The 23738-nt window shown below is 69.5% G+C and carries 22 protein-coding genes and 3 pseudogenes; 10 read left to right on the top strand and 15 right to left on the bottom strand.

Features of this window, described 5'->3' with window-relative positions:
* The 10 genes and pseudogenes from ACZ4FV_RS46920 to ACZ4FV_RS46875 all read right to left on the bottom strand — a co-directional run.
* Window positions 1–183, bottom strand: a 183-nt coding sequence (locus tag ACZ4FV_RS46920; RefSeq protein ID WP_465327165.1) for a GNAT family N-acetyltransferase, incomplete at its 3' end; no start/stop codon positions are given.
* 184 nt (window positions 184–367) lie between these two features.
* Window positions 368–685, bottom strand: a pseudogene (locus ACZ4FV_RS46915) (FtsX-like permease family protein); the annotation flags it as partial.
* Window positions 682–807 (bottom strand): annotated as a pseudogene (locus ACZ4FV_RS46910) (ABC transporter ATP-binding protein); the annotation flags it as partial. The pseudogenes ACZ4FV_RS46915 and ACZ4FV_RS46910, both read right to left, overlap by 4 nt.
* A gap of 47 nt (window positions 808–854) precedes the next feature.
* Window positions 855–1448 (bottom strand): IS630 family transposase, encoded by a 594-nt coding sequence (locus ACZ4FV_RS46905; RefSeq protein WP_465327172.1) that lies wholly within the window; start codon window positions 1446–1448, stop codon window positions 855–857.
* Complete coding sequence (locus ACZ4FV_RS46900) at window positions 1379–1987, bottom strand: helix-turn-helix domain-containing protein (RefSeq protein ID WP_465327162.1); 609 nt, start codon at window positions 1985–1987, stop codon at window positions 1379–1381. Before ACZ4FV_RS46900 ends, ACZ4FV_RS46905 begins: the two co-directional genes overlap by 70 nt.
* Before the next feature lie 65 nt (window positions 1988–2052).
* A pseudogene (locus ACZ4FV_RS46895) lies at window positions 2053–3478 on the bottom strand (IS701 family transposase).
* Between the two features lie 92 nt (window positions 3479–3570).
* Window positions 3571–4122, bottom strand: a complete 552-nt coding sequence (locus tag ACZ4FV_RS46890) for a transposase (protein ID WP_465327160.1) — start codon at window positions 4120–4122, stop codon at window positions 3571–3573.
* Window positions 4095–4688, bottom strand: coding sequence for a helix-turn-helix domain-containing protein (locus ACZ4FV_RS46885; RefSeq protein WP_465327159.1), 594 nt, complete (start codon window positions 4686–4688; stop codon window positions 4095–4097). The genes ACZ4FV_RS46890 and ACZ4FV_RS46885 overlap by 28 nt, the downstream gene beginning before the upstream one ends.
* Window positions 4689–4748: 60 nt before the next feature.
* Window positions 4749–5348 (bottom strand): hypothetical protein, encoded by a 600-nt coding sequence (locus ACZ4FV_RS46880; RefSeq protein ID WP_465327157.1) that lies wholly within the window; start codon window positions 5346–5348, stop codon window positions 4749–4751.
* A gap of 76 nt (window positions 5349–5424) precedes the next feature.
* A complete protein-coding gene (locus ACZ4FV_RS46875) occupies window positions 5425–7092 on the bottom strand; it encodes an IS1182 family transposase (RefSeq protein WP_465327170.1) in 1668 nt (555 codons plus the stop codon).
* 418 nt (window positions 7093–7510) lie between these two features.
* Here ACZ4FV_RS46875 and ACZ4FV_RS46870 point away from each other — a divergent pair, with 418 nt between their 5' ends.
* The 5 genes from ACZ4FV_RS46870 (at window position 7511) to ACZ4FV_RS46850 (ending at window position 10488) form a co-directional block, all read left to right on the top strand.
* Window positions 7511–8686 (top strand): permease-like cell division protein FtsX, encoded by a 1176-nt coding sequence (locus ACZ4FV_RS46870; RefSeq protein WP_465327155.1) that lies wholly within the window; start codon window positions 7511–7513, stop codon window positions 8684–8686.
* A 19-nt stretch (window positions 8687–8705) separates the two neighbouring features.
* Entirely contained in the window at window positions 8706–9281 is a 576-nt protein-coding gene (locus ACZ4FV_RS46865) for a GvpL/GvpF family gas vesicle protein (RefSeq protein WP_465327153.1), read from the top strand.
* A gap of 59 nt (window positions 9282–9340) precedes the next feature.
* Window positions 9341–9505 (top strand): gas vesicle protein, encoded by a 165-nt coding sequence (locus tag ACZ4FV_RS46860; protein ID WP_465327152.1) that lies wholly within the window; start codon window positions 9341–9343, stop codon window positions 9503–9505.
* A gap of 200 nt (window positions 9506–9705) precedes the next feature.
* Window positions 9706–9933 carry a gas vesicle protein K gene (locus ACZ4FV_RS46855; RefSeq protein ID WP_465327149.1) on the top strand — a complete coding sequence of 76 codons (228 nt, stop codon included), beginning with the start codon at window positions 9706–9708 and terminating at the stop codon, window positions 9931–9933.
* A gap of 171 nt (window positions 9934–10104) precedes the next feature.
* Window positions 10105–10488 carry an SRPBCC family protein gene (locus ACZ4FV_RS46850; protein WP_465327146.1) on the top strand — a complete coding sequence of 128 codons (384 nt, stop codon included), beginning with the start codon at window positions 10105–10107 and terminating at the stop codon, window positions 10486–10488.
* A 690-nt stretch (window positions 10489–11178) separates the two neighbouring features.
* On the opposite strand, the gene ACZ4FV_RS46845 is transcribed toward ACZ4FV_RS46850, so the two are convergent.
* Window positions 11179–11619 (bottom strand): hypothetical protein, encoded by a 441-nt coding sequence (locus ACZ4FV_RS46845; protein WP_465327143.1) that lies wholly within the window; start codon window positions 11617–11619, stop codon window positions 11179–11181.
* A 972-nt stretch (window positions 11620–12591) separates the two neighbouring features.
* Here ACZ4FV_RS46845 and ACZ4FV_RS46840 point away from each other — a divergent pair.
* The 4 genes from ACZ4FV_RS46840 to ACZ4FV_RS46825 all read left to right on the top strand — a co-directional run bounded on the left by ACZ4FV_RS46840 (window position 12592) and on the right by ACZ4FV_RS46825 (window position 15922).
* The gene (locus tag ACZ4FV_RS46840; RefSeq protein WP_465327141.1) at window positions 12592–13449 is read left to right on the top strand and encodes a S1 family peptidase; all 858 of its coding nucleotides are present in this window, start codon (window positions 12592–12594) and stop codon (window positions 13447–13449) included.
* Window positions 13450–13785: 336 nt separating this feature from the next.
* A complete protein-coding gene (locus tag ACZ4FV_RS46835; RefSeq protein WP_465327139.1) occupies window positions 13786–14085 on the top strand; it encodes a hypothetical protein in 300 nt (99 codons plus the stop codon).
* A gap of 11 nt (window positions 14086–14096) precedes the next feature.
* Window positions 14097–15023, top strand: coding sequence for an endonuclease/exonuclease/phosphatase family protein (locus ACZ4FV_RS46830; protein WP_465327136.1), 927 nt, complete (start codon window positions 14097–14099; stop codon window positions 15021–15023).
* A 629-nt stretch (window positions 15024–15652) separates the two neighbouring features.
* Window positions 15653–15922 (top strand): HGxxPAAW family protein, encoded by a 270-nt coding sequence (locus tag ACZ4FV_RS46825; protein WP_465327134.1) that lies wholly within the window; start codon window positions 15653–15655, stop codon window positions 15920–15922.
* 141 nt (window positions 15923–16063) lie between these two features.
* Here the strand turns inward: ACZ4FV_RS46825 and ACZ4FV_RS46820 are convergent, their stop codons facing one another.
* The 4 genes from ACZ4FV_RS46820 to ACZ4FV_RS46805 all read right to left on the bottom strand — a co-directional run bounded on the left by ACZ4FV_RS46820 (window position 16064) and on the right by ACZ4FV_RS46805 (window position 22849).
* Window positions 16064–17596, bottom strand: a complete 1533-nt coding sequence (locus ACZ4FV_RS46820; RefSeq protein WP_465327132.1) for an FAD-dependent oxidoreductase — start codon at window positions 17594–17596, stop codon at window positions 16064–16066.
* A 74-nt stretch (window positions 17597–17670) separates the two neighbouring features.
* Window positions 17671–19725: an alpha/beta fold hydrolase gene (locus tag ACZ4FV_RS46815; RefSeq protein ID WP_465327130.1), complete on the bottom strand. Its 2055-nt coding sequence runs from the start codon at window positions 19723–19725 to the stop codon at window positions 17671–17673.
* A 5-nt stretch (window positions 19726–19730) separates the two neighbouring features.
* Window positions 19731–21515: an N-acetylglutaminylglutamine amidotransferase gene (locus tag ACZ4FV_RS46810; RefSeq protein ID WP_465327128.1), complete on the bottom strand. Its 1785-nt coding sequence runs from the start codon at window positions 21513–21515 to the stop codon at window positions 19731–19733.
* Window positions 21503–22849 (bottom strand): carboxylate-amine ligase, encoded by a 1347-nt coding sequence (locus ACZ4FV_RS46805; protein WP_465327126.1) that lies wholly within the window; start codon window positions 22847–22849, stop codon window positions 21503–21505. The genes ACZ4FV_RS46810 and ACZ4FV_RS46805 overlap by 13 nt, the downstream gene beginning before the upstream one ends.
* Window positions 22850–23351: 502 nt before the next feature.
* Between ACZ4FV_RS46805 and ACZ4FV_RS46800 the strand changes: the two genes are divergently transcribed.
* Window positions 23352–23738, top strand: a 387-nt coding sequence (locus ACZ4FV_RS46800; RefSeq protein WP_465327167.1) for a cbb3-type cytochrome c oxidase subunit I, incomplete at its 3' end; no start/stop codon positions are given.

Raw genomic sequence — 23738 nt, 5'->3', positions numbered from 1 at the left:
GGTCGCGACGACCTCGCCCGTGCTCTCCAGGACGAACAGGTGCAGACCGGGCGAGCGCAGGATCCCGGCGAACACGGCCACGCCCACGCCGTCGCATATCGGCGGGTCCTCGGGCTGCAGCTGCCGGTAGAGACTCAGGACGGCATCGAAATCGCCGGGCCCTGCCTCGCGGAAGATGATCACGTCGCCAGGCTACGCGGGCGGACCACCCCTCATCGGCGACGGTGGCGACCACCGGTCGGTCGTCCCGTCCGGTCCCCACCACCCGAGTGTCGCGTCGGCGGCCCACCAGGTCTCGGTGTGCCCATCGCGGAAGGTGCGGGGCACCGCGTGTGCCGACCACCGGCCCGACCCCGGCCCGAGACCTGGTGGGCCACGACCGGGTGGTGGCGTACACGGCCGTGACACCGATGCCGAGTGCGACCCCGCCGATGCCACCCAACAGGGACAGCAGCAGGGACTCGGACAGGAACCGGGTACGGATCTGTCCCCGAGTGGCGCCCAGCGAGCGGCGCAGACCGATCTCGGGGCGGCGTTCCAGGACGGAGATCACCATGGTGTTCACCCCGCCAACTCCGCCGACCAGGAGAGCCACGCCACCGAGCCCGAGGAGCAGCCCGGTGAACGCCTCGTCGGAGGCCCGCGCGGCGCTCAGCGCGTCGGAGTGCCGGGACACCTTGACCTCGCCACCGCGGCCTCGGCCCGACGCCGGCGCTCCCGCAACGACACACCCGCGTAGAGCAGTCCGTCGGCCACGTTGTCCAGGACCGTTTCGCCGGGCGCGAGGTGGAACTGCTGGAAGACGAATGACGCACCGTCAATCGGACTCGGAAACCTCAGTAGTGCAGCGTTCCTCAAAGGGTGTAGACGAACCGGCGCCGTAATGTGCGGGTCGGTGGGGCGGGTCTTCCCCATATCCAGGGTTTGGCTTGGGTGTTGAGTTGGAAGGTTGCGAGGGTCGTGGCCTGTGTGATGTCGGCGGGGTTGGAAAACGAGCGGCCGGCCAGTGCCGCCTTGCGAAAGATGCGCCACCATCCCTCCTGGAGGTTGAGCCAACACGCTCCGACGGGGATGAAGACGTGTTGGATCCTGGGGTGGTCGACGAGCCATTCCCGGGTGGAAAAGCTGTTGTGGGAGGACAGGTTGTCGGTGACGACGATGATCTCGCCCGTCGGGTTGGCGTCCTCGACGAGTTGGAGGAACCGCTGGTGGAAGGCGCTGTTGCGCGACGAAGCGGTCATCGTGACCTCGGTCCCGTCGCGGACCCGCAGGCCGCCGTATACCCAGGTCTTCTCCGGGCCGCGGCTGTAGTCGAGCTCGTGTTTGATGCGGTGTCCGTCCGGCGACCAGCCCGGCGCCGGAGGGAACGCGCGTGGGATCACCGGGCCGAGCTCGTCGACGCAGACGACCGTCGCGTCTTCGGGCGGGCGGGTGTAGAGCTCGACGATCCGCGTCCTTTTCCCGCGAAATCCGGGTCCCTCGACCGAACCCACGACCGCGTGCGGCGCCACCGCACACCCTCGGCGAGCAGGATCCTGCGGACCTGACTGCGACCCACCACGATGCCCGGTCTCCCGGCCTCGGCGGCCAGGGCGTCCAACGTCCACTCCGGCGGCCCGGCCTCGTCCGCGGCCCACATCTCGTCGGACGGCTGAATCTCCAGCCGGCCGGGCGGAACGAGCTTGACCAGGGAGACGATCCGGGAACGCTCGGCCTCGGTGATCCGCCTCTTGCGCCCGCATCCGGGCCGGTCGCCGAGCCCGTCCAGGCCCTGTTCGTTGAACCGGTGCAGCCACCGCCGCACCGTCTTGGCGTGGCACCCCGTGCGCGCCGCGACCTCCGGCACGCGCAGACCCTCCCAACTCGCCACCACGATCCGCGCCCGCAGGATCCAGTCGCCCGGCGCGTGACGCGCCCCGGCCAACCTCCGGATCCGCGACTCCTCGTTCCCATCGACGGCCTCACGAGCCATCAGATACTTCGGCATCACACTCGCCCCCGAGCAGCCGAAACAGCACTGTTTGACCACTACTTACCCACACAAAGCGGAACTCAGCAGTAGCGGTGGTTTGTTAGACCGGGGTGTAGAGGCCGATGGGTCTTCCTGCGCCGAGGGCGTTGATCAGGTTCTGGAGTTCGGTGGGCGGGGGCTCGGTCGACCACGCCCGCCAGTAGCGTTGCAGCGTGGTCCAAGGCGCCAACCAGCCACGGACGGCCCGGATCGCCTGGGGCCAGGAGGCCGTTCGGGGCTGGTGGGACGCGGGAATTCCCCCTCTCTGGGCCGTGCGGTTCCAACTCCTCGGCATCCACGGACGGGAGCGGGGGTGGGGCGAACCAGGCGTCCCAGCAGAACGAGAACGCGCAGTTGACCAGGGCCTGGTAGCGGCGGATGGCGATGTCGGAACGAACTTGGAAGTCGGCCCATCCGAGTTCGTCCTTGACCTGCTTGTAGCTCTGCTCGATCCAATGACGGATCCCATAGACGCGCACGATCTCGGCGAGGTCGGCCGCGGGGTGCCGGCTTTCGTCCTCGCGCGGCCCTCCCGGACGGGGCAGGTTGGTCGCGAGATACCAAGTGGCCTTGGCCGGCAGCGTCGCCGGGTCGGCTGTGGCCACCACCAGTCGGGTCGTCCCGGGTCGCGTCGGCGGCCCACCAGGTCTCGGTGTGTCCGTCGCGGAAGGTTCGGGGCACCGCGTGCCAGTCGCCGGGATCCCACGGACCGCCCCAGGCCAGGACGCGGGCGGCGTCGACCGGGGTATGGGCCTGGTCGCCCCGGGCCCAGATCCCGTGGCGCGGCTTCAGCGCCATCACGAACGGCAGTCCGGCGTCGGCGAGTTCGCTGCGGAAGCCGTCCTGGTCGCCGTAGGCACAGTCTGCGGCCACCGCCCGAAAGGACACCCCCGCCTGTTTCGCTTCCCGGGCCAAGGCGGCCCCGATCCGCAGTTTGGTGCGGAAGTCGGGGTCGTTCCTGCCTTGTGGGAAGTGGTGGGCCGGGGTGTGGGGGACGGCGTGCAGAGGGTAGTAGAGGCGCTCGTCCGCCCAACACGTGGTCACCGTGACGACGCCGCGGTCGATCTTCCCGACCGATCCCAGGTACTGCTTGCCCACGTGCGCGGTCGCCGTGCCGTCCTTGCGGTCGCCGGAGTCGTCGATCACCAACACCCCGCCCGCGTGCGACGCGGTCGCCGGATCCGCGAGCAGCAGTTCCACGCGGCGGGCGTTGATCCGCTCGTGGTCCCAGGTCGACTCGGACAGAAAGAACTGCAGCCGCTGCACCGCCGGATGCTGTGCACCGACCACGGGTTCCGTCCCTGCCAGACAGGTCAACGTCTTGTTGCGGTCCCTCGGCAGCAACAGCCCGGCCAGGTACTCGCGGAACCCGCGGCGCTGTGCCAACGTCGAGAAGAGGTCGTCGAACCGCGCGGCGTAGGCTTCCAACGGCCCCGGTGCGGGCGGACAGGGCACACGCTTGGTCATCGCAACCCCCCGAGGCGCAGGCGACGTTCCCTCCCATCGGCATACCGCGACCCCGACCCGCTGTCAACAAACCACCGGTATTGCTACGTTCCTCAAAGGGTGTACTCGAACCGGCGCCGTAACGTGCGGGTCGGTGGGGCCGGTCTGCCCCAGATCCAAGGTCTGGCACGGGCGTTGAGTTGGAAGGTCGCGAGGGTCGTGGCCTGCGCGATGTCGGCGGGGTTGGAAAACGAGCGACCTGCCAGGGCGGCCTTGCGAAAGATGCGCCACCACCCTTCCTGGAGGTTGAGCCAACAGGCTCCGACGGGGATGAAGACGTGTTGGATCCTGGGGTGGTCGACGAGCCATTCCCGGGTGGAAAAGCTGTTGTGGGAAGAGAGATTGTCGGTGACGACCACGATGTCGCCGGTGGGGTTGGCGTCCTCGACGAGCTGGAGAAATTGCTGGTAGAAGACGCTGTTGCGTGACGACGCGGTCATCGTGACCTCGGTTCCGTCGCGTACGCGCAAGCCGCCGTACACCCAGGTCTTCTCCGGCCCGCGACTGTAGTCGAGCACGTTCTTGATGCGGTGTCCGTCCGGCGACCAACCCGGCGCCGGCGGGAACGAGCGCGGGATCACCGGGCCGAGTTCGTCGGCGCACACGACCGTGACGCCTTCGGGCGGGTTGGTGTAGAGCTCGACGATCCGCGTCCTTTTCCCGCGAAATCCGGGTCCCTCGACCGTACCCACGACCGGGTGCGGCGCCACCGCACCCCCTCCGCGAGCAGGATCCTGCGGACCTGACTGCGACCCACCTCGATACCCAGCCTCCCGGCCTCGGCGGCCAGGGCGTCCAACGTCCACTCCGGCGGCCCGGACTCGTCCGCCGCCCACAGCTCGTCGGACGCCTGCATCTCCAGCCGGCCGGGCGGCGTCAACTTGACCAGGGCGACGATCCGCGAACGCTCCGCCTCGGTGATCCGCCGCTTGCGGCCGCAGCCGGGCCGATCGCCCAGACCGTCCAGGCCCTGTTCGTTGAACCGGTGCAGCCACCGCCGCACGGTCTTCGCATCGCACCCCGCCCGAGCCGCCACCTGCGGCACGCGCAGACCTTCCCAGCTCAGCGCGACGATCCCGGCACGGAGGATCCAGTCCGCCGGCGCGTGACGCGCCCCGGCCAGCCTCCGGACCTTCTTCTCCTCGTCCCCGTCCACGGGTTGACGGGCCATCAGAAACTTCGGCACCACACTCGCCCCCGAGCAGCCGAAATGCCAGTATTTGACTACTACTTACCCGGTCAAAGCGGAACTTAGCAGTATGCGGTGCAGCGGGTCGGGGCGGAACTGGAGGTCGCCGTCGTAGGGGATCGTTCCGCCGTGGTCCAGTACCCACGCCAGGAGTGCGGTGTCGTCTTCGGGGACCGTGTACGGCTCGAGGTCTTGCGGGGCGCCGTCGGGTGGCGGGGTGGGAGTGCCGTCGATGCCGGGGACGTGGGCGAGGTGCCGGCCGGCGACCTCGAACACGTCCCGGTGCACGACGTGGCGGCCGCGCATGTCCGCGACCAGGTGCTGCTCGACAAGTTCGGCCAGCACCGCGGCGTATGGTGCGGCATCGTCGGCGGGTGCGGGCGGGTGGTCGCGCAGGTGCGCTCGCAGCGCGGCCATGCCGCGGCGCATCACCGCTTCGCGTTGCGCGCCTTCGTCGGCACGGGCGCGCATCTCGCGTCTGAAAGCCTCGAGGCATTCCCGGGTGTGGAAGACGGTGACGACGCCGGAGGGTCCGGCGCTGACGACACTCTGCGTGCCCGGCTCTGCGGGAGCATGGCACTTGCCGCATTCCTCGATGGTCCGCAGGGGTTCGGGCCGTTGGTCGTAGCCGTCGTTGTGCACGTGCCTGCCTTTCGGTCCCTCGTCGATCCGGCCTTCCGCGGGGGAAGCGCTGGGGCCCCTGCCGGGACGCTGTTGGTTAATTCCGCCCCACGGGATCTCGTCCAGTGGGGCGGAGTGCCGCGAAGGGTGAGACGCGGGTTTTCGCGAGTGGTCTGCCGGTGAGCCAGGCATCGAGGCGGGCGAGGTTGATGGCAGCGCCGGTGAGCTGATGTTGCAGCCGGGTCTTGGCGAGGCCGCGGTAGCGGGATCTGCGCAGGCCGAAGGCCTGAACACCTTGGGAGATGGTGCCCTCGACGCCGGCGCGGTGTCCGTACCGGCGTTGCCACTGGTCGGTGTCCTGCTCGAGCCGGGCCTGCTGGAGGATTTCGTGTTCGACGCGGGGTCGCAGGGTGAGGTTGCGGCCGGTCCCGGCGTCGGTGCACGAAGTCCGCAGACCGCAGGGCCCGCAGTCGCGGGCCGCGAATCGGACCCGAGTCACCGGGGTGCCCCGGTGGCTTTGGGCCGATCTCCAGGAGACGCTGGTCTTGGCGCCGGGGCAGACGGCCGTGCGCTGGTCCCAGTCGACGGTGAAACGAGTGTTGTCGAAGAAATCCCCGGTCATCTGCCGACGGACGCTGGTGGTCTTGACCGGCCCGATCAGTTCCATCCCGTGATCGCGTCGGGCATGGTGGATCTGTTCGGCATCGATGTACCCGGCGTCCACGAGGTGCTCGTCGGGCAGCAGTCCGCGCCCGGCAAGAGCGGTATGGATGTCCTCCAGAACAACGACGTCGTTGACCGGCGCCGGGGTGGTGTGGACGTGAGTGATCAGGTGTGGGGCATCGGGCTCGCACGTCTCGCTCAGGTGGACCTTGTAGCCGGACCAGCCGAGATCCCGTTTGGAGCCGGTGCGGGCCTCGGGCTCGTAAGGAGTGCATAAGCGCTTCATGCCGGGCGGTCGGTCTTTCGGATCACGCCAGCGCACGACTCCGTCGACGTGATGGAACTGCTGCACCCACACCTGGCGCAGAAACTCGACAGCCGGCAACTTCCGTAGCTGCACGGGGACTTGATTGCCCCAGAGGGCATACAGGAGCGCCATGCCATCGCCCCCGGCCTGGTCCGCGTGCTCGACTTTGGCCGCCCACCGGGAAGCGAAGCGCGTGTCCTCGGGACGGCTGGAGTACCGGTCGTACCATTCCGGCGCCGCCACCGTCACCAGCCAGTCCCCGGCCTCCTCGGCGAGCTGGTTCAGTGCCGCCCTCAGCGTCTCGACCACGAACTCCAGCTGATTCAGGTCCTTCGTTGCAGCCAGCACGTGGGTGGCGTCCGTGCGCTGCCGCTTGCCCGGCTTGACCAGCCCGGCTTCCCCGGCAGCCCGCAGTACCGCGTCGAACACCACCCGGTCGGCGTCGCCGTCGACGAGCCGGTCGCGGAACTCGCTGAGCACGGAGAAGTCGAAGCCGGTATCGGTCAGCTCCAGCGAGAGGGCGTACTTCCAGTCCAGACGTGAGCGGACCGCGTGCGCGGCCTGCCGGTCGGTCAGCCCCTCCGCGAACTGCAACACCGACACCAGCGCCAGCCGGGCCGGCGAGAGCGCCGGGCGCCCCCGGACCGGGAACAGCCCCTCGAACTCGGCATCGGCGAAGACCGGCCCGAGCGCATCCCGCACCCGCATTGCCAGACACCCCTTCGGGAACACCGCACGCGCCACCCGCGCGGTCTCTTCCGGGACCTCCGCCAGATCCACCCCACGCAAAGACACGAACCCCACCCCTGACACGACAACGGCCTGCACAACCCCAACGGGGTCACACAGGCCGTCGTTACGCAGACCGACCGGATTAACCAACAGCGTCCCGCCGGTACCGGGAGCCACACACCGGAGGGTCACCCCGTCGGGCGTGCGGGCGGAGGCGCCCGGTGAACGCAGGACACCGGACCTCTCCCGGGCCGTAAACGGTAGACCTCGGACCTTCCGAAAGGAACAGGCCGGACCGACCGATCCCGGCCATGATCCAACCCGATCGCCGGTGCCGCCGAACACCACGCAGCATCCGCCGGAAGGACGCGCGTTCGCGCCGGAGGTCCGACCCGTCGGACGCCCACGAGGGTGGGGCGGATCCGGTGAGAGACCCACCAACTACGCTCGGTATCAGACGCGTTCACATCGGGGGATGAGCATGGGCCAACGAACGACCACCCGCCCGGGCGGGATCGCCATCCGATGCGCGGCCGTGATCCTGTCGATCACGACGGCCGCCGCCTGCTCCGGCGGCGACGACGGGAAGGCACACCCGAGGCAGCCGACCTCGGCGGGCTCGGGGTCGGCCGGGCCCGGCCCCGACGACACGGACGAGGAAGCCCCCGCCTGGCACACGGACAACCTGGCGCCGGGCGTCGACTTCTGGGCCGGGAAGGTGGACCTGGCGGTGTTCCTGTGCCGGGTCTCCGACCCCAGGACGGGCGGCTGCTCCAGCGGCGCTGTCACCACCACCCAACGCGAGGAGATCCTCGCCGCGCTCAAAGCCATGCCGCAGGTCGAGCACGTGTACTTCGAGGACCGGGGACAGGCGTGGGAGTTGTTTCGCGCGCAGAACGCCGGCAACCCCCTCCTCCTCGACGCCATGAGGGCCGAGCAACTCCCGGAGTCCTTCCGTGTCAAGCTCAAGGACCCCGCCACCGCCACGACGGTGGCATCCGCGTTAGAGGGGCGCCCGGGGGTGGCGTCGACCATGAAGCAGACCCCCTCCGGCCCGCCCGCCCCTCCCCCGGCCCCCGATGCGGCTCCGCTGACCGTGGAGCGGGCCAGGCGCGCCGTGTTGACCGTGGACGACGTCGGCACCGGCTGGACCGCAGGCGCCTTGACCGACACCGGGCCCAAGCCGGCCGCCGCGCCGTACTCGGGCCTCAGCGGCGACGCCGGGTGCGACCGCGCCCTGGCGGGCGCGCCGACCGGCCCGATCGTCGTTCTCCTCAGCGCACAGCGAACCTTCGAGAACACGGCCGGAACCCGACTGGTCGCCGCCGTCCACACCTACGAAGGCAACGGCGCCGCCCTGCAGTTGGCCAAGACGCGCGCCATGCTGACCGGCTGCGCCGACCTCCCCGTGCCCTGGGCGGGTGCCACCGCGCGCTTTCGCGCCGTCGCCTCCCCCACCGTCGGGGACGAGACACTCGGCATGCGCATCATCACCAACCAGAGCGGCGACACCAGAACCGTCGACTCGATATTCGTACGCATCGGGCCCAACCTCGCCACCATCACGATCCCCGCCGACGCCGGCCTCGACCCCACCACCTCCGACCGACTCGTCCGCCGCACCGCGGAACACCTCCGAAACGCAGGCCGCGACTGACCGGCTTCATCCTCGACGGATGGACTCGAGACCCGCGGCCACACACTCACCGTCGACAAGCACCAGGCGCGCCGCGCTCCCGCCGACGCCTGCGGCCGTGGCGTCGGCCGGGGGGAACACCGTGCTCGGCCGATGCGAGAAAACGTTCACTTCGGCCCTGTCCCGGTTGTCCGATCGGGCGGAGTGGGGCGTCAAGGCCTACGCGGATCCCGAGACGCTCGCTGCCGCGCCCGACGATCAACCCTCGGAACCGAACAATCCCGGCACCGCCTACCTCCTGCGCAAACGTGCCCGCCAGGCACAACGCGCGAACGCGAGCGACCGGGCCGCCGCCTACGCCGAGCGCATCCACGCCACCCTCACCACCCACGCCGCGCTGGCCGTCCTGCACCCACCACAGGACGCCGGGCTCGCTCGTTACCAGGGCTGGATGGTGCTCAACGCCTCCTACTTGACAGACGACGCTCGGGCGACGGAATTCGCTGCCACCGTGGCGCACTTGGGCGCGAGCTTCCCCGGTATCCGTCTCGAACTCAGCGGTCCGTGGCCGGCCTACTCCTTCGTCGCCGTCCCCCGGGAGGATGGAATCCCGTAACCAGCCGACCCTCGTCCGATCATCGGCCGGCCCCTTGGGACGGCGGTCGCGACATAGCCTTGGTCGACCTCTTGGACCGCGTGCTGGCGGGGGGCGTCGTCATCAGTGGCGAAATCACCCTGTGCATCGCCGACGTCGACCTCGTCCGTATCTCGTTGCGCGCGCTGGTCGCCTCCGTCGGCACGGTGGCCCAGGAAGAGGACGGCCCCGGGAGGCGACCGTGACGACGGCCCGACACCATCGCATCGCCCGCCCGACAGCCGCCGAGCCACACCCTTCCCGAGCACGTCGGCGCGACGTCCCATCGGAACCGCCGCCACGAACCCTTCGCCGTGCCCCCACCGGCCGCGAGCCCGACCCTCGACCCTCCCCCACCGTCGGCCGGCGAATCGCGGCCGACCCCGAGACGGTCGAGCGAGGACTGGTGAGCCTGGTGTTGACCATCGTCGAACTCCTGCGCCAGCTCATGGAGAAACAAGCCCTGCGGCGCATCGAGCACGGAGGGCTGACCGACGATCAGATCGAGCGGATGGGCCTCACCCTGATGGCCCTCGAGGAACGAATGGCCGAACTACGCGAGTACTTCGACCTCTCCCCCGAAGACCTCAACATCGACCTCGGCCCCCTGGGGCCGCTTCTCCCCCGGGAATGAAGCGAAATCACGCGCCACCTCGGACGACCCCCGGCACATCGCCGGCTCCGGACCCCCCGGCAGGGCCGAGCAGGCCGATGGGGGTGGGGCGGTCGCCGGACACGACCCGAGCCGACCATGGCCCGCGCCCGTCCGGGGAGACGATCACTTCCGCAGCCGATCCGCAACGCGATGTGTTCTCGGGACGAATCCGGCTTCATGGACGGCGTGGAGCGGATCGAGCAGCGCACGCCCACGCTCACCCACTGGGTCACCAGCGTCAACGGGATCAAGCGGGAGTTCGACGCCGCCATCACCGAACAGATCTCCGACGAGCGCGTCGCCTGGACCACCGTCGAGGGCGAGGTCCGACAGGCCGGCGTGGTCACCTTCCATCACTTGGACGACGGCCGCTGCAAGATCATGCTGCAACTGGACCACGACCCGCAGGGCGTTGCCGACACCGTGGGCGACAAACTCGGCTTCGTCCGCCGCCAGGCCAAGGGCGACCTGGAGCGCTTCAAGAAGTTCATCGAGTCCAGGGGCGCGACCGGCGCCTGGCGCGGCGAGGTATGAGCACGAAGGAGTAAGACGTGCCGCCGACCCCGATCCGGGCGGGCCCGGGCCCTCGGAGTCGGCACGCAAGGGACACGAAGGGAACGGCATGAAGAGCGAAAACGTCGAGAACATTCGAACGCCAGATGTTCGGAAGTGCCGAGACGATCGGCAACGGGCAACCGGCCGACCGGGCCGAGCACCCTCGCGTCGCCATCGTGACCGGTTCCGAATCGGGTATCGGACGAGCCACCGCCGTCGCCCTGGGTCGGGCCGGATTCGACATCGGCGTCACGTCGCACCGCGACAAGGCCGAAGGTGGTGCGGCGGCGAGATGTTTCCCCGTCCGTTGGCATGTGTGTTTGTGAACGTCGGGAATGGGCCTGGAGGAACGACTCTGGCAGTAGGCCGGGATCCGGACGACCTGCGAAGGTGGACATCCGCCTGCCTGAGGTACACGACGACCGAGCCGATGGGACACGCAATGGTCACCGCGCCCCAGCCGGGCGAACGCCTTCGTTCACGACCCCCATGGATGAGCAGGCCACCCCCTCACCGTCGAGGAGGTGGCCTGCGCGGCGTAGCCGGACCGTGGTGAGCGGCGCGCGGCAACCGGGGCGCCGAAGTGGCGACATCGTGTGGCTGCGCTTGGCGTGTCACGGGGGCACGCCTACCGGGTCGGCTCTTCCGCCGCCCGGGGTGATGGCCGGATCAGGCCGCCGGACCGCCGGCGGCCGTGAGCGTACCCACGAGGGAGCCGGCCACGTTGAGGAGGCTCTTGGCGAGCGAGGCCACCAGAGCCGCGATGTCGGGAACATCGTTGCCGCCCTTGGCGGCCGGCGGGGTGACCGGCTTGTTTTCCGTGCTCGTGATCGCCGCCGCGAGCGCCTCGGCGTTCGAGACCACCGCGGACACCGCCTGGGTCAGGGCGACCGAAGGCGTCGCCGAGCCCGCTGAGGAGGTCTTGTCCGCCGGGGCCTTGGCGAGCAGATCCTTGCCCGCGGTCTGTACGGCCGTCAGCCTCTCCTTGACCTTGGAGGTGTCCGCAGCGGCTCCCTCACGCGGCTGCGCCGCCGCGAGCAGGTCGGCGGACGCCTTGGCCAGCGCCCCCATCGATCCGAGCTGCTCGACCTGCTTCGTCGCGGCTTCCATGGACAGCGCGACGGGCTGTGCCGGAGACGCGACACGAACGCCCGCAACCGTTGGGGACCCGCCGGCCTCCCCGATGGCGACCGCGGTTCCAGCTCCGGCTGCGAGCGTGGCACAGGTCAAAATGGCCACTATTCGAGTGTTGCGCATGACAGACAGACCTTCCATCGAATGAACGGGGGTCTTACCACCGTCACCCAGATCGACACGCTACGCAACTGATCATTGACGCACAGTCACTTGCACATGCAAGGGGATGCCGCGCCGATCAGCGGCCGGCGCCACGGCCCCGAAATCCGGGCACCAGTCCGATTCCCGTCCGAAAGCGCTCTCACGACCTTCACCCGCCCCGGCCTGGAGCCCTTTTCGGCCGCGGCACCGCCGGGGCCACCTTGCCGAGAACGACTCCCCGCTGCCGGCGGAAATCCGACCTCACCTTCCACCCGCACCGTCCACCGGCAATCCGCTGTCGACCCACTTCGCTTCATCAGCACGGCAAACGAGGGCCCCGACCTGCGTATCGAGTCCTTCGCCCACCACGCCGACCCGATCGACCCCGCCCTGGTGGCCGCCCGCGGCTCGTCGGACGCCGGCGGCCTGTGGCAACGACGGACAAGCCCTCTCCTCCGCTCATTCTCGACCCCGACTTCACTGGCGGTCCGTTCTGAGTTCACGGACCAGGGCGCGGACGGAGACGCTGGAGCCCAGCTCCGGGGTGGTGATGTAGCCCACGGAACGGGTCGCGCCGAAACGGGTTGGGGGGCGGTGGACCGGGGGTCCGACGGCCCCTCGAGCGCGCGTACCGGGGTCACCGGCATGTCCGGAATCTATTCGAGGATGACATCGAGGCCGCTGTTCCCGGCGGCGCGCCGGATCGAGGATGAATCGCACGGGCTCGGACGCGGGAGACGTCCGGCCCGGGTACGGCCGCCGCACCTTTGTGCGGCCGATCCTCCCTCCATGAAAGGTCACCACATGCGCGCAAACAGCTCGCGTCCCACCGCTGAAACCGGCCCCACCTCGCGCCGCCGACACGGTCTGGTCGCCAAGGCGATCGCGGCCACGGGCGCGGTACTCGTGCTCGGCACCACGGCGTTCGCCGGCAGCGCCGGGGCGATCGTCAACGGGCAGGATTCCACCCAGAGCTACCCGTTCATGGCGTACGTACCGATGAAGGCGGCGGGCGTGGACGCGGGCTGTGGGGCCACCCTGATCGACCGACACTGGGTGCTCACCGCGGCGCACTGTGTCGACCGTGATCTGCCGATCGAACTGGCCGGGACGGTGCGGATCGGCAGCCCGGACCGCACGCAGGGCGGCACCGTTCGCGGCATCGACAAGATCGTGATGCACCCCGGCTACTCGCAGCCGGCCGAAGAGGGTGGCTACAACGTGAACGACCTCGCGTTGATCCGCCTGGACCGGCCGGTCAAGGAAAAGCCGATCAAGCTCGCCAAGCAGGCCGGGCCGGTGGGCACGCCGACTCGGATCCTGGGCTTCGGCACCATCGTCGACCCGGACAGTCTGGAAAACGCGGTCTTCCCGGACCGGCTCCAGGAGCTGGACACCCGTCTGGGCACCAGCGCCGAGTGCAACGGCCGCACCGACGCCACCCGCCTGTGCACGATCAGCCAGAAGCCCAAGGCGATGGCCTGCTTCGGTGACTCCGGTGGTCCGCAGATCCAAAAGAACCGCAGCGGCAGGTGGGAACTGATCGGCACCACCTCGGGCGACGGCGACGGCAAGCCCGGCTGCGCGACGGGCCCGGGCCTGTACACGAACGACACCGCGTACAAGACCTGGATCAACAAGACGATCCACGGCCGCCAGTAGGCCCGGTCGCCGCGCGCCCGGTGCGGGGTGATCCACGCCGGGCGCGGGCATGATGCCGGCCGGGAACCGCCCGCCGTCCGGGGTCACCGGTCCCGTCCGAGTCGACGACTGACGGCGGTTTTCCATGCACGGGCGTGGCTTGGCACCAGGTCCGTACGAACCTCGGTCATCTGCCATCGACACGGCAGCCGAAGAGCGGAAGCAGCGGCTGCGCATCGGGGGCGTCGCGGGAGCAGGCCGGGCACAGGACACCTCGTGTGACCGTGCCCGGCCGTTCGCGTTCCTCGGACACAAGCGACTGTTACCTCAAGAACGGCGGAACCGCGAAATCGCAGCATGCAGAACCGCGCCGAAGGCTCCGAGCACGTCCAGGCCGACATCGCCCCGGCCCGCCGCCGCGCCGACGTCCACGCCGCCGGGTCCTCGCGGCATGTCTCGCCACCCGGGTTCGCCTCGGCCGTCGGCTCGACTGTCATGGTGGGCCGCGCGGTGGCCGTTGGTCGCGCCTTCCAGGTTGTGCGCGGTGCTCGTGTGATCATCGAGAAAGTCGATGTCTTCGCCGGTGATGTCCGATGCAATCAGCGTGTCGTGAACTCCGGCTGTTCGAGGACCGGTTGCCGGCAATGTAGGCCGTGAAGGGATCGTCCGTGCGCGCCAAATCGCTCTTGCTCGCCGCGTTGGTATTCGGCCTGGTGCCCGGGTTCTCCGCGGCTGCCGCGAAAGGTCCCACAACGACCGGCCGACCTCCCTTGCACTTTCTTCAGTACAACATCTGTGGTGGCTGGAGCGGTTGTACCGAAGACCCTTCGATAGGGGGAGAGATCACCCGCAGGGTCGCGAAGGCCGAACGCGAGATCACCACCTGGGACGCCGACGCGGTCTTCCTGAGCGAGGTGTGCAGTGTGCAGTTCGAAGCGCTCCTGGCCGACCTCGGTCCGCGCGGCTACACCGGCGCCTTCCACAGCCAACTCGACGAGGGGTCCGGCTGCCGGCCCGACAGCCTGGGCGAGCGCCCCGAAGGCATTGCAGTACTCGTCAAGGGCCGGGTCGGCCCGGCCACGTTTCACAACCTGACGACTCCGGACACCACGCGCGAGCAGTTCGGCCTGCTGTGCACCGACACCGCGCTGCGGGATCGGCCCGTCCACGTGTGCAGCGGACACCCCAGCCCGGAGGACGCCGGCGTGGAGCAGAATCGAAGGCTCGCCGCGATCGTCGACGATGTCGTGCGATCGGGCAAGCCGGTGATCGTCGGCGGTGATCTCAACCTCCTGCCTGACCATCCGGGCCTGGACGGCATGTACTCCCACACGGGCGGCCACGGACGATTCGTCGAGGTCGACGACACGGACCAGGCGTACTACACGCCCAATTGCCTCCCCTCGGCCACGCAATGCCGCAGCGGCGCACCCACGTTCGACACGGCGAAAGCGACACCGATCAAAATCGACTACGTGTTCGTGAGCGCGGCGCACTTCGTCGATCGCCACGCCACCGTCACCGGCCACGACGCCGCGGTCACGGATCACGACGCCTTGCGTGGCCAGGCCGCCTGGGCCCCCACCTCGCCGTAGGAGTAGCCCACAACTCCGCGTCCGGGCCACAACCCCGCACCGCGAGAACAGGCACGTAGCGACCCCGAGTTGAACGGTTCGAGGTCGAGCCGCTCCCCGGCCCGCCTTCAAGAAGGCCGCCACCTTCCGCAATGGCGTCCCAGGGCGGCTTTCGCTACGTCGAAGTCGACGGGAGGCACGTCAGCTTCCCGCGCTCCTCGAGCGGCACGTGGAACATGTCGGTGCCGCGCGAAGTCCGCGAGCCCGTCTCCGCGTTCGACCGAAGTCCGGTCGGCGACCGAGGTCGGACGGGGACCCCACCGGCGCTGCCTTGCGGGCGAGGCGGTGCCCGACCCCGCCAGTCGGGCACACCTCGTCCGGACGACAGGTGCCCGGTGGTCGCCAGTACGCCCAGTCATGTGACGATCCGGACTCCTGGGAGCGTCCCGACAAGGACCGAGAGATCCGTGCACCCCGGCATTGGCCTCCCCCGAAGGTGACTTTCTCGCCAACCCGTATCCACCGACATGATTCGAGCCGAGTCGGGTAGAGCACGTGGCCGTACGAACCTGCGTGGCGCTTCCGGGCCGGGCCATCGCACTACCGATGTTGTTTCGGGACCGGGCGAAAGGATCGAAAGGGGGATGCGGATGAGTGCGCAGCACGGTACATCGGCGGCATCGTGGACGGGGATTTCGGTGATCCTGGCGGGTGCCCTCCTCGGGGGGTTCGCGGTCGTCTTCGCGCGGCCATGGTTGTTCGCCGTCGCGGTGGGCGTTGCCGTGCTCGGTGTGGTCACGGGCAAGGTGATGTCCATGCTCGGGTTCGGGGCGGCCCCCGGCTACCACCGGCCCGCAGACGAGGCGACACGGGACACATGGGCCGCACAGCGACCCGCCTCCCCGGATAGGGACGGCTGAAGGCATCGCTTCTCCCGGCCCGTGGCACGTGCTCCCGCAGCGGCGTCGGGACCGCGACACCGTGCGGCGGCAGGTCTCGGCCCGACCGTGCCCCCGACGCGTGCGCGGAGGCAGCCATGGAGTGGCGTGCCGGCAGGCCGATCACCCCGAGTCCGGGCTCTCCTCCCGGCGCAGGGGCCGGTTGGCGGGGCCTTGCAGGACGTTGCCGTCGATGTCGAAGCGGGAACCGTGACAGGGGCATTCCCACGCGCGTTCGGCATCGTTGAAGGCGACCAGGCAGCCCAGGTGGGTACATCGTGCCGACACCGCGTGGACGGTGCCTGCCTCGTCGCGGTAGACGGCGCACTTGCCGCTCGCCCCCGCCACGATGGCACCTGTGCCGGGAGCGACGTCGGCGACGGACCGGGCGTCGGGCTTGCGGAGTCGGTCCCCGACGAAATGGCCTCCGACGGACGCCTGAAGGCTCAGCAAGGCGGGCACCTCCTTCGGCCCGGGGAGTCGGCAGGGATCGTACAGGTGTGCCCACGGCGATTCCTCGCCCAGAATGCTCGACGCGAGCAGGCGCGCGGACATGACGCCGTTGCTCATGCCCCACCCGCCGAAGCCGGTCGCGACGTGGACGTGCCGCGTCCGGGGATGCAGCCGTCCGACGAACGGGATGCGATCGGTGGTGCTCACGTCCTGCGCGGCCCAGTGGTAGAGAAATCGTGCGTCCGGGAAGTGTGTTCGGGTCCAGCCAGCCATGCGGTGCCACCGTACGGCGACTCCCCCCGCGCCCGGTTTGAACTTTTCCCCGGTGACCACCAGCAGTCGTTCACCGTCGCGGTAGGGCGCGGTGCGCACCGAACGGGTGGCCTCGTCGGAAGTCAGATACATGCCCTGCGGGTCTTGTTCGGCGGGGATCGACGCGGCCACGACGAGTTCGCGGTGCGGGTCGAGACGCGTGAAAAGAAGCGCCCGGTCGAAGATCGGGTAATGGGTGGCCACGACGATGTTCCGAGCGACGATGGCGTATCCGTCCGCCGTTTCCAGTCGACAGGGATCGCTCTCGGTCAACCGGGTGACCCGGGTCGACTCGAAGGCGAGACCCCCCTCGTCCAAGAAGGCGGCCAGGACACCCAGAAGAAAGGTGCGCGGATGGAATTGGGCCTGGTTCTCGACCCGAACGGCCCCCGCGACCGGGAAGGGCAGGGTGGTGTCCCGCACGAAGGAGGCGTCCAGGCCGGCCTCGGCTGCGGCCTCGGCCTCCTCTTTGATCCGCCCGAGGCCGTCCTTCGACGTCGTGTAGACATAGGCGGGTACGCGTTCGAGGTCGCAGTCGATGCCCAATCGTTCGCTCAGGGTCCGCACGTGCTCGACGGCGTCCTGTTGGGACCGCGCGTACAACCCGGCCGCGTCCGCGCCGTGGTGCCGGCGCAGGTGCCGGTAGAGCAGGGTGTGCAGTGCGGACACCTTCGCCGTCGTGTGCCCTGTGACGCCCTCGGCAATCCGTCCGGCGTCGACGATCGCGACCCGAAGGCCGGACGAGGCGAGTTCCCACGCCGTGCACACGCCCGTGATTCCGCCCCCGATCACGGCCACGTCGACTTCGATGTCCTCGGCCAAGGCCGGATGACCGGGACCGGGGGCGGACTCGATCCAATAGGACGTCTGGGAACCGGGCAGTGGCGTCATGAATCGCGAGTTCCCCAACAACGACGACCAACGCCGGTTCACCCGACTTTTCACCTCGCGTCCCGCGGGGGCGGTCAGGCCGACAGGTGGCGCGACATCCAGTGTTCGATGGCGTTGCCCACGCGCACACGGCTGTCCGTGTGCAGGAACTCGTGGCCTTCTGCGGGGAGGAGCAGAATCTGTGCCCCGATGCCGCGTTCGCGCGCGGCCCGCACGATTCGACGGGATTCGTCCGCCGGTACGTTGGTGTCGTGTTCGCCGTGCACGGCGAGAAAGGGCACCCGCAGGGCGTCGAGGCGGTTCATCGGGGACAGTTCCCGCAGGAGTTCTCGGTCGTGTCGCGGGTGACCGTACTTGACGGCGGCCGAGCGTGCGAGCCACGGTTCGGTGCCCGCGAAGAAGGTCGTCAGGTCCGACATGCCGCAGATCGCGATGCCGGTGCGAAAGAGTTCCGGATACCAGGTCAGAGCGGCGAAGGTAAGGTATCCGCCGTACGAGTGACCCATTACCGCAAGCCGGTTGGGGTCCGCCCATCCGGCCAGGACGACATGTGCCGCGCAGTCGGCGACGTCGTCGAACGCGCGGAATCGCCCGCGGCCGAGGTCGGCGTCGACGAATGAGCGGCCCGCTCCGCCGGAACCGCGCACGTTCGGCGTGAACACGTCGATGCCGCTGGTGAGCAGGCGATGATGCAAGGCGTCGAAGACGGGCCGTGCCTGCTCTTCGGGACCGCCGTGCAGCGATACCACGCACGGCGCGGCACCGACCTGGTCGCGGTCCGGAGCGCGGTAGTACCAGCCCGTGGCGAGGAGGCCGTCCCGGGAGCGTACTCGCACCGGTCGAGGTACAACCGGCGCCGTGCCGTGCCCCGTGACGTCGGCACCGCGCGAGGACCAGGGCGTGCGGGTGGGGCCGACCGCGTCGGTGCGCAGCCGCCACACGCCGGGGCGGCGCCGCGATCCGGAGAGCGCGATCCACCAACCGTCGGCGCCGGCCGGCGCCAGGCGGGTGGCGACTTCGTGCGGCAGAGGCACGGTGCGAAGGCGCGTGGCGGCCCCGGATCGGCGCAGCGTGGCGATCTCGACTTCGCTGCAACCATCCTTGTTCCAGGACAGTGCGGCCGTGCGCCCGTCGTTGGTGACCGCCAGCAGCTCCAGGTCGGCGTCCTCGCGTGCGGCGACGACGTGCGTACGGAGGAGCGAACCGGTCGCGGTGAGTTCGACGCGGACCAGAGCCGCGAACTCCCGGTCGGCATCGCTGCGCAGCCACAGCGTGCGCCCGTCGGGCGCGAACCGGCCGATCCACGGGTCTCCGTCCGCCGCACGCAGGACGCACACCGGCTCCCCATGGGACGTGGACACGATCGCCGCCTCGCGCCGGCCACGCGGCCCGCGACGAAGCAGGGCCAGGCGTCCGTCGGGCGACACGTCGCATACGCGCAGGGTCGCCGCGCCCTGCTCACCGGCGATCAGGGTGGGCGAGCGGACACCGTCGGGGTCCACCAGGTAGGCGGTCGACGAGCTGTCACCCACACCTTCCCCTGCTTCCCGCTCGGCGGCGAAGGTGCGGACCAGGCGACCGGTCGCCGGTCCTGCGCCCGCACGGCGGGCGGACGCCGCCGGTGCGGAGGCGGCCGAGGACGCCCGGGTGTCGGTGGTGGCGGATTCGGTGGTGAGCGCTACCGCCTGTCCGTCGCGTGTCCAACATCCCAGGTACGCGGACCCGCCGTCCGGGGCGTCGGCGAGCACTCGGCGTCCCGACCCGTCCGGGCGTACGCAGAGCACGCGCGTGCGTCCTCCCCCGCCGGTGGTCGCGGCGTACGCGATCCACCGCCCGTCCGGCGACCAGGACACTTCGTTCACCGGGTCGGAACCGGTGTCGAGCAGGTGCGGTTCGTCGGCGTCCGCGGCTGCGGTCCACACCTGGGGCACTCCGGCCCGATCGCATACGAAGGCCACGTGTTCGCCGGTCTGGTCACCGGACGGGCCGCCGCAGGCGTGCGCCCGTGTCCACCGGTGGGCGCTATCGCGTGCCCCGACCGCGTCGGGCAGGGCCGAGGCGACGGGTGCGTCCCCGGAAAGCCGGTAGCCGCCCCGCTCGCCTGTGCGGGGTGGCTGCGGGTCGTGCATCGTGTTCACTCGATTCCGTGGGTCTGTAGCCACATCTCCAACAGGGCGACCTGCCACAGCGTGTTCGCCCCGCGACGGGTGCGATGAGTGTCGGGCGCGCTCAGCAACTCGGCTACGAAGTCGGGGCGGAAGACGCCGCGTTCGAGGGCTTGGGGCGAGGACAGCGCGTCGCGTACCCGCGCGAGCACGGGGCCCGCCATATGGGTGATGGCGGGGAGTGGGAAGTAGCCCTTGGGCCGGTCGACGACCTCGACCGGAAGCACGCGGCGCCCGGCGTCCTTGAGGATGCCCTTGCCGCCTTGGGCGAGCTTGAGTTCGGGCGGACAGGCTGCGGCAAGCTCCACGAATTCGTGGTCGAGGAACGGGACGCGTGCTTCCAGACCCCAGTCGGCGGTCATGTTGTCGACGCGCTTGACCGGGTCGTCGACCATCATGACGTGCGTGTCCAGGCGCAGGGCGGCGTCGAGCGCGGTCTCCGCGCCCGGTGCGCTCATGTGCGTGGTGACGAGTTCGGTCGAGACGTCGTGGTCGGCCGTCATGTGCGGTTGCACCATGTGGGACAAATCGGCGTGTGCTCGGTCGAAGTACACGTCGGCGTATGTCTGCGGTTCGCGGTCGCGCGGGACGGCGGCGAGGTCCGGGTACCAGTGGTAGCCCGCCAGAATCTCGTCGGCACCCTGCCCGCTCTGCACCACCTTGACGTATTTGGCGACCTGTTCGGAAAGCAGATGGAATGCGACGACGTCGTGGCTGACCATCGGTTCGCTCATGGCGGCGATGGCACCGTCCAGGGCGGTGGACAAGCGGTCGGACGGGACGAGCAGTTGGTGGTGGTCCGTGTCGAAGTGTTGGGCGACGAGGTCGGAGTAGTGGAACTCGTCGCCGCTTTGACCACCCTCGGATTCGAAGCCGACGCTGAAGGTGGCCAGGTCCTCTTGGCCGGCTTCGGCGAGGAGTGCGACGATCAGGCTGGAGTCCAGGCCGCCGGACAGAAGGACGCCGACTTGGACATCGGCCACGGTGCGCCTTCGTACGGCCGTTCGAAGCGAGTCCAGGAGCGCGTCGCGCCAGTCGCCGGCGCTCATGCCGGCGTGTTCGGCGCGGCGGGTGTAGTCCGGTTGCCAGTAGCGGTGGTCGCGATACTCGCCGTCGGGCTCCACGACGCGGATCGTGGCGGGGGCGAGCTTGCGTACGCCCGCCAGGATGGTGCGCGGCGCGGCGACGGTGGCGTGCAGGCTGAGGTATTGGTGCAGGGCGACGGGATCGATCGAGGTGTCGATGCCGCCGCCGGCGAGCAGGGCGGGCAGGGAAGAGGCGAATCGAAGGCGACCGGGCTCGTGGGCCAGGTAGAGCGGTTTGATGCCCAGGCGGTCGCGGGCCAGCACGAGGCGACCGCTCGCGTGCTCGGCGATCGCGAACGCGAACATGCCGTACAGGTGCTCCACACAGTCGGTTCCCCACTCGCGATACGCCTTGAGCACCACTTCGGTGTCGGAGGTGGAGAAGAAGCGGTGGCCCAAGCCGCGCAATTGATCCCGCAGTTCGCGGTAGTTGTAGATGCAGCCGTTGAACACGCCGGTCAGACCCGTCTCCGGGTCGGTCATCGGTTGCGCGCCGCGTTCGGACAGGTCGATGACCTGGAGGCGGCGGTGACCGAGTGCGATCGCGGCCTGGCACCACATGCCGCGGCCGTCGGGGCCCCGGGGCGCCAGGCGGTCGGTCATGCGCTGGACGTCGGCGAGGTCGGGTCTGGTGCCGTCGAAACGTATCTCGCCGCTCAGGCCGCACATTGCGTGTCTCCTTGGTTCGTAGTCGCTTGGGTTCCGGGTCGCGGGCGGGTGGTCGGCGGGCGGTCACCGCGGGTGAGTGCGATCAGATCGCCCACGGCATCGGTCCAACGCTCGCGGGGCGCGTAGCGCCGCAGTCGATGAGCCTCACTGCCGCGGGCGAGTTGTTCGCGGGCCAGAAGGTGCACGGTCGTCCAGTCGCCCGCGGCTTCCAGACGGGGTCGCAGCCGGGTCAGCATGGTGTGCACGACGTCGGAGGCGGACGCCGGTTCACGGGTGAGCGGATCGATCAACGCGCCTTCGAGCCCGGAGCGCGCCGCGCGCCAGGTTGCCGCACGCAGCCACTCGATGCCGGCGATCGGCCAGTCGGTGCGATCCTCGCGGACCGCCTCGCACGCATCGACGACGAGGGCACGGAACAGGCCCGCGACCAGGACGACGGTCTCCACGCGTGGGCAGGAGTCGGTGATGCGCAGTTCCAGGGTGCGATGCCGCGCGGACGGGCGGACGTCGTAATAGACCATGCCGGGATCGCTGATGACCCCGGACCGGACCAGATCGGCGATGGTTTCGTCGTAGGCGGCGGCCGACGCGAAGTGGCCGATGGGTCCCGCCGTGGGCCAGCGCTGCCACAACATCGTGCGCCAACTGGCGTATCCGGTGTCGGCGCCGAGCCAGAACGGCGAACTGGCCGTGAGCGCGAGCAGCACCGGAAGCCATGGGGAAACGAGCGCCGTCGCACGCACGGCCGTGTCCCGATCGGGCACGTCGACGTGCACTTGTGCCCCGCAGATGAGTTGTTCGTCGGCGACGAGCCGATAGTCCTCGGCCATATCGGCGTATCGGCGCTCGTCGGTGGCCTGGATGTCCTCGATGCGGGCCTGGGGCACCGTGCCGGCGGCCACGACGGCCAGCCCGAGGGCGTCAGCCGTATCGGCGAGCGTGCGACGGGTGTCGCTGAGGTCGCGGTACAGCGCGTCCAGCGTCGGATGCACGGCGCTGTTCGTCTCGATGACGGACCGCCGAAACTCCTGGGTGTAGGTGTCGCTCGACAACTTCGCCAAGAGCGCGGGTGCCTCGGGCACGAGGCTTCGAGTGTCGGCTCGGACGATATGGAATTCTTCCTCGACTCCCAATGAAACACGCATCAGAAGCTCCTTGCCATCAATAGCCGGCACGATCCACTCGACGGCACGATGCACAGCGGTCGTGTTCCGCACAGGCCACGCGGGCCTGCGCGCCGGGCTCGCACGGTGCGATTCGGGGTGGATGCCTACTGCCCGAATCCGACGAAAACAAGGCTCCCGCTCGAGCGCCAGTCGTGCGACCCGCACCACACCACGGAGGAACCGTAGTCGCGGTATTTACCGGCCCTACGGGGAAGCGCACGTCACCCGAATGGCGGGACGGTTGCTCGCAGTCACTCCGAGCAGGCAGTATGACGCTATGTGAACAGGCTGCGACGGTCCGGCGAGCATCAGGAGGAAACGTCGGGGGGCGTCCACGAGCGAGTTTTCGGGGATCGCGCAGCTGCGGCCTCCTGGTGTCCTGAAAGCCATGCGGCTTGGTGGTCTTGAACGCGCGGACGGAGCACACCGCACACTCCGGACGTGGGCCCGTCATTCCGACGGAGCGGAAAAACCTGCCTTTCAATACGCGGACGAAGCTGCTCGAGCTTTTGCGAGCCGTTCGGGTGAATGCTCGATTGTCGGGTGTGGGGCCGAGTGTCGTGGGCAGCGGGCGCGCGTGCCAGGGCGGAGTGTCGTGGTCGTGAATGGCTCGGAGGGTGTCGTGTACGAGCGCTCGCTGAACGACGACGAATCGCGGGGGTGGGAGGGGATCACGGCGAAGCCCAGGGCGGCGGTTCCGCGCTCGTCTCGTCGCGGGACGATCGTGGTGAAGTGGCTGACCGCCGCCGATCACAAGACGATCGGCAGTCTGTACCTGACGACATCGTTCCTGTTCTTCCTGTTCGGCGGCATCCTCGCGCTCGCGATCCGGACCGAAGTGGCCCGACCCGGAACCCAGTTGCTCTCGAACGAGCAGTACAACCAGGCCTTCACCATGCACGGCGCGATCATGCTCCTGATGTTCGCCACGCCCCTGTTCGCCGCCGTCTGGGCCCACCACGTGTTCCCCACCGGCGCCGTCATGCTGCCGTTCTTCTCCTTCATGACGTTCCTGATCGCCGTCCCCACCGGCGTCAAGTTCTTCAACTGGATCGGC

This window comes from Embleya sp. NPDC025285 (genome assembly GCF_055558835.1).
Note: the sequence above shows the minus strand (reverse complement) of the source record. Positions and strands in the feature narration are given on the sequence as shown.

Coding starts and splice junctions, on each gene's coding strand:
- ACZ4FV_RS46900 (WP_465327162.1), bottom strand. CDS start 1,987: ATGCCGAAGTATCTGATGGCTCGTGAGGCCGTCGATGGGAACGAGGAG.
- ACZ4FV_RS46885 (WP_465327159.1), bottom strand. CDS start 4,688: ATGGCCCGTCAACCCGTGGACGGGGACGAGGAGAAGAAGGTCCGGAGG.
- ACZ4FV_RS46870 (WP_465327155.1), top strand. CDS start 7,511: ATGGGCCAACGAACGACCACCCGCCCGGGCGGGATCGCCATCCGATGC.
- ACZ4FV_RS46865 (WP_465327153.1), top strand. CDS start 8,706: ATGGACTCGAGACCCGCGGCCACACACTCACCGTCGACAAGCACCAGG.
- ACZ4FV_RS46850 (WP_465327146.1), top strand. CDS start 10,105: ATGTGTTCTCGGGACGAATCCGGCTTCATGGACGGCGTGGAGCGGATC.
- ACZ4FV_RS46845 (WP_465327143.1), bottom strand. CDS start 11,619: ATGGAAGCCGCGACGAAGCAGGTCGAGCAGCTCGGATCGATGGGGGCG.
- ACZ4FV_RS46840 (WP_465327141.1), top strand. CDS start 12,592: ATGCGCGCAAACAGCTCGCGTCCCACCGCTGAAACCGGCCCCACCTCG.
- ACZ4FV_RS46835 (WP_465327139.1), top strand. CDS start 13,786: ATGCAGAACCGCGCCGAAGGCTCCGAGCACGTCCAGGCCGACATCGCC.
- ACZ4FV_RS46825 (WP_465327134.1), top strand. CDS start 15,653: ATGAGTGCGCAGCACGGTACATCGGCGGCATCGTGGACGGGGATTTCG.
- ACZ4FV_RS46820 (WP_465327132.1), bottom strand. CDS start 17,596: ATGACGCCACTGCCCGGTTCCCAGACGTCCTATTGGATCGAGTCCGCC.
- ACZ4FV_RS46815 (WP_465327130.1), bottom strand. CDS start 19,725: ATGCACGACCCGCAGCCACCCCGCACAGGCGAGCGGGGCGGCTACCGG.
- ACZ4FV_RS46810 (WP_465327128.1), bottom strand. CDS start 21,515: ATGTGCGGCCTGAGCGGCGAGATACGTTTCGACGGCACCAGACCCGAC.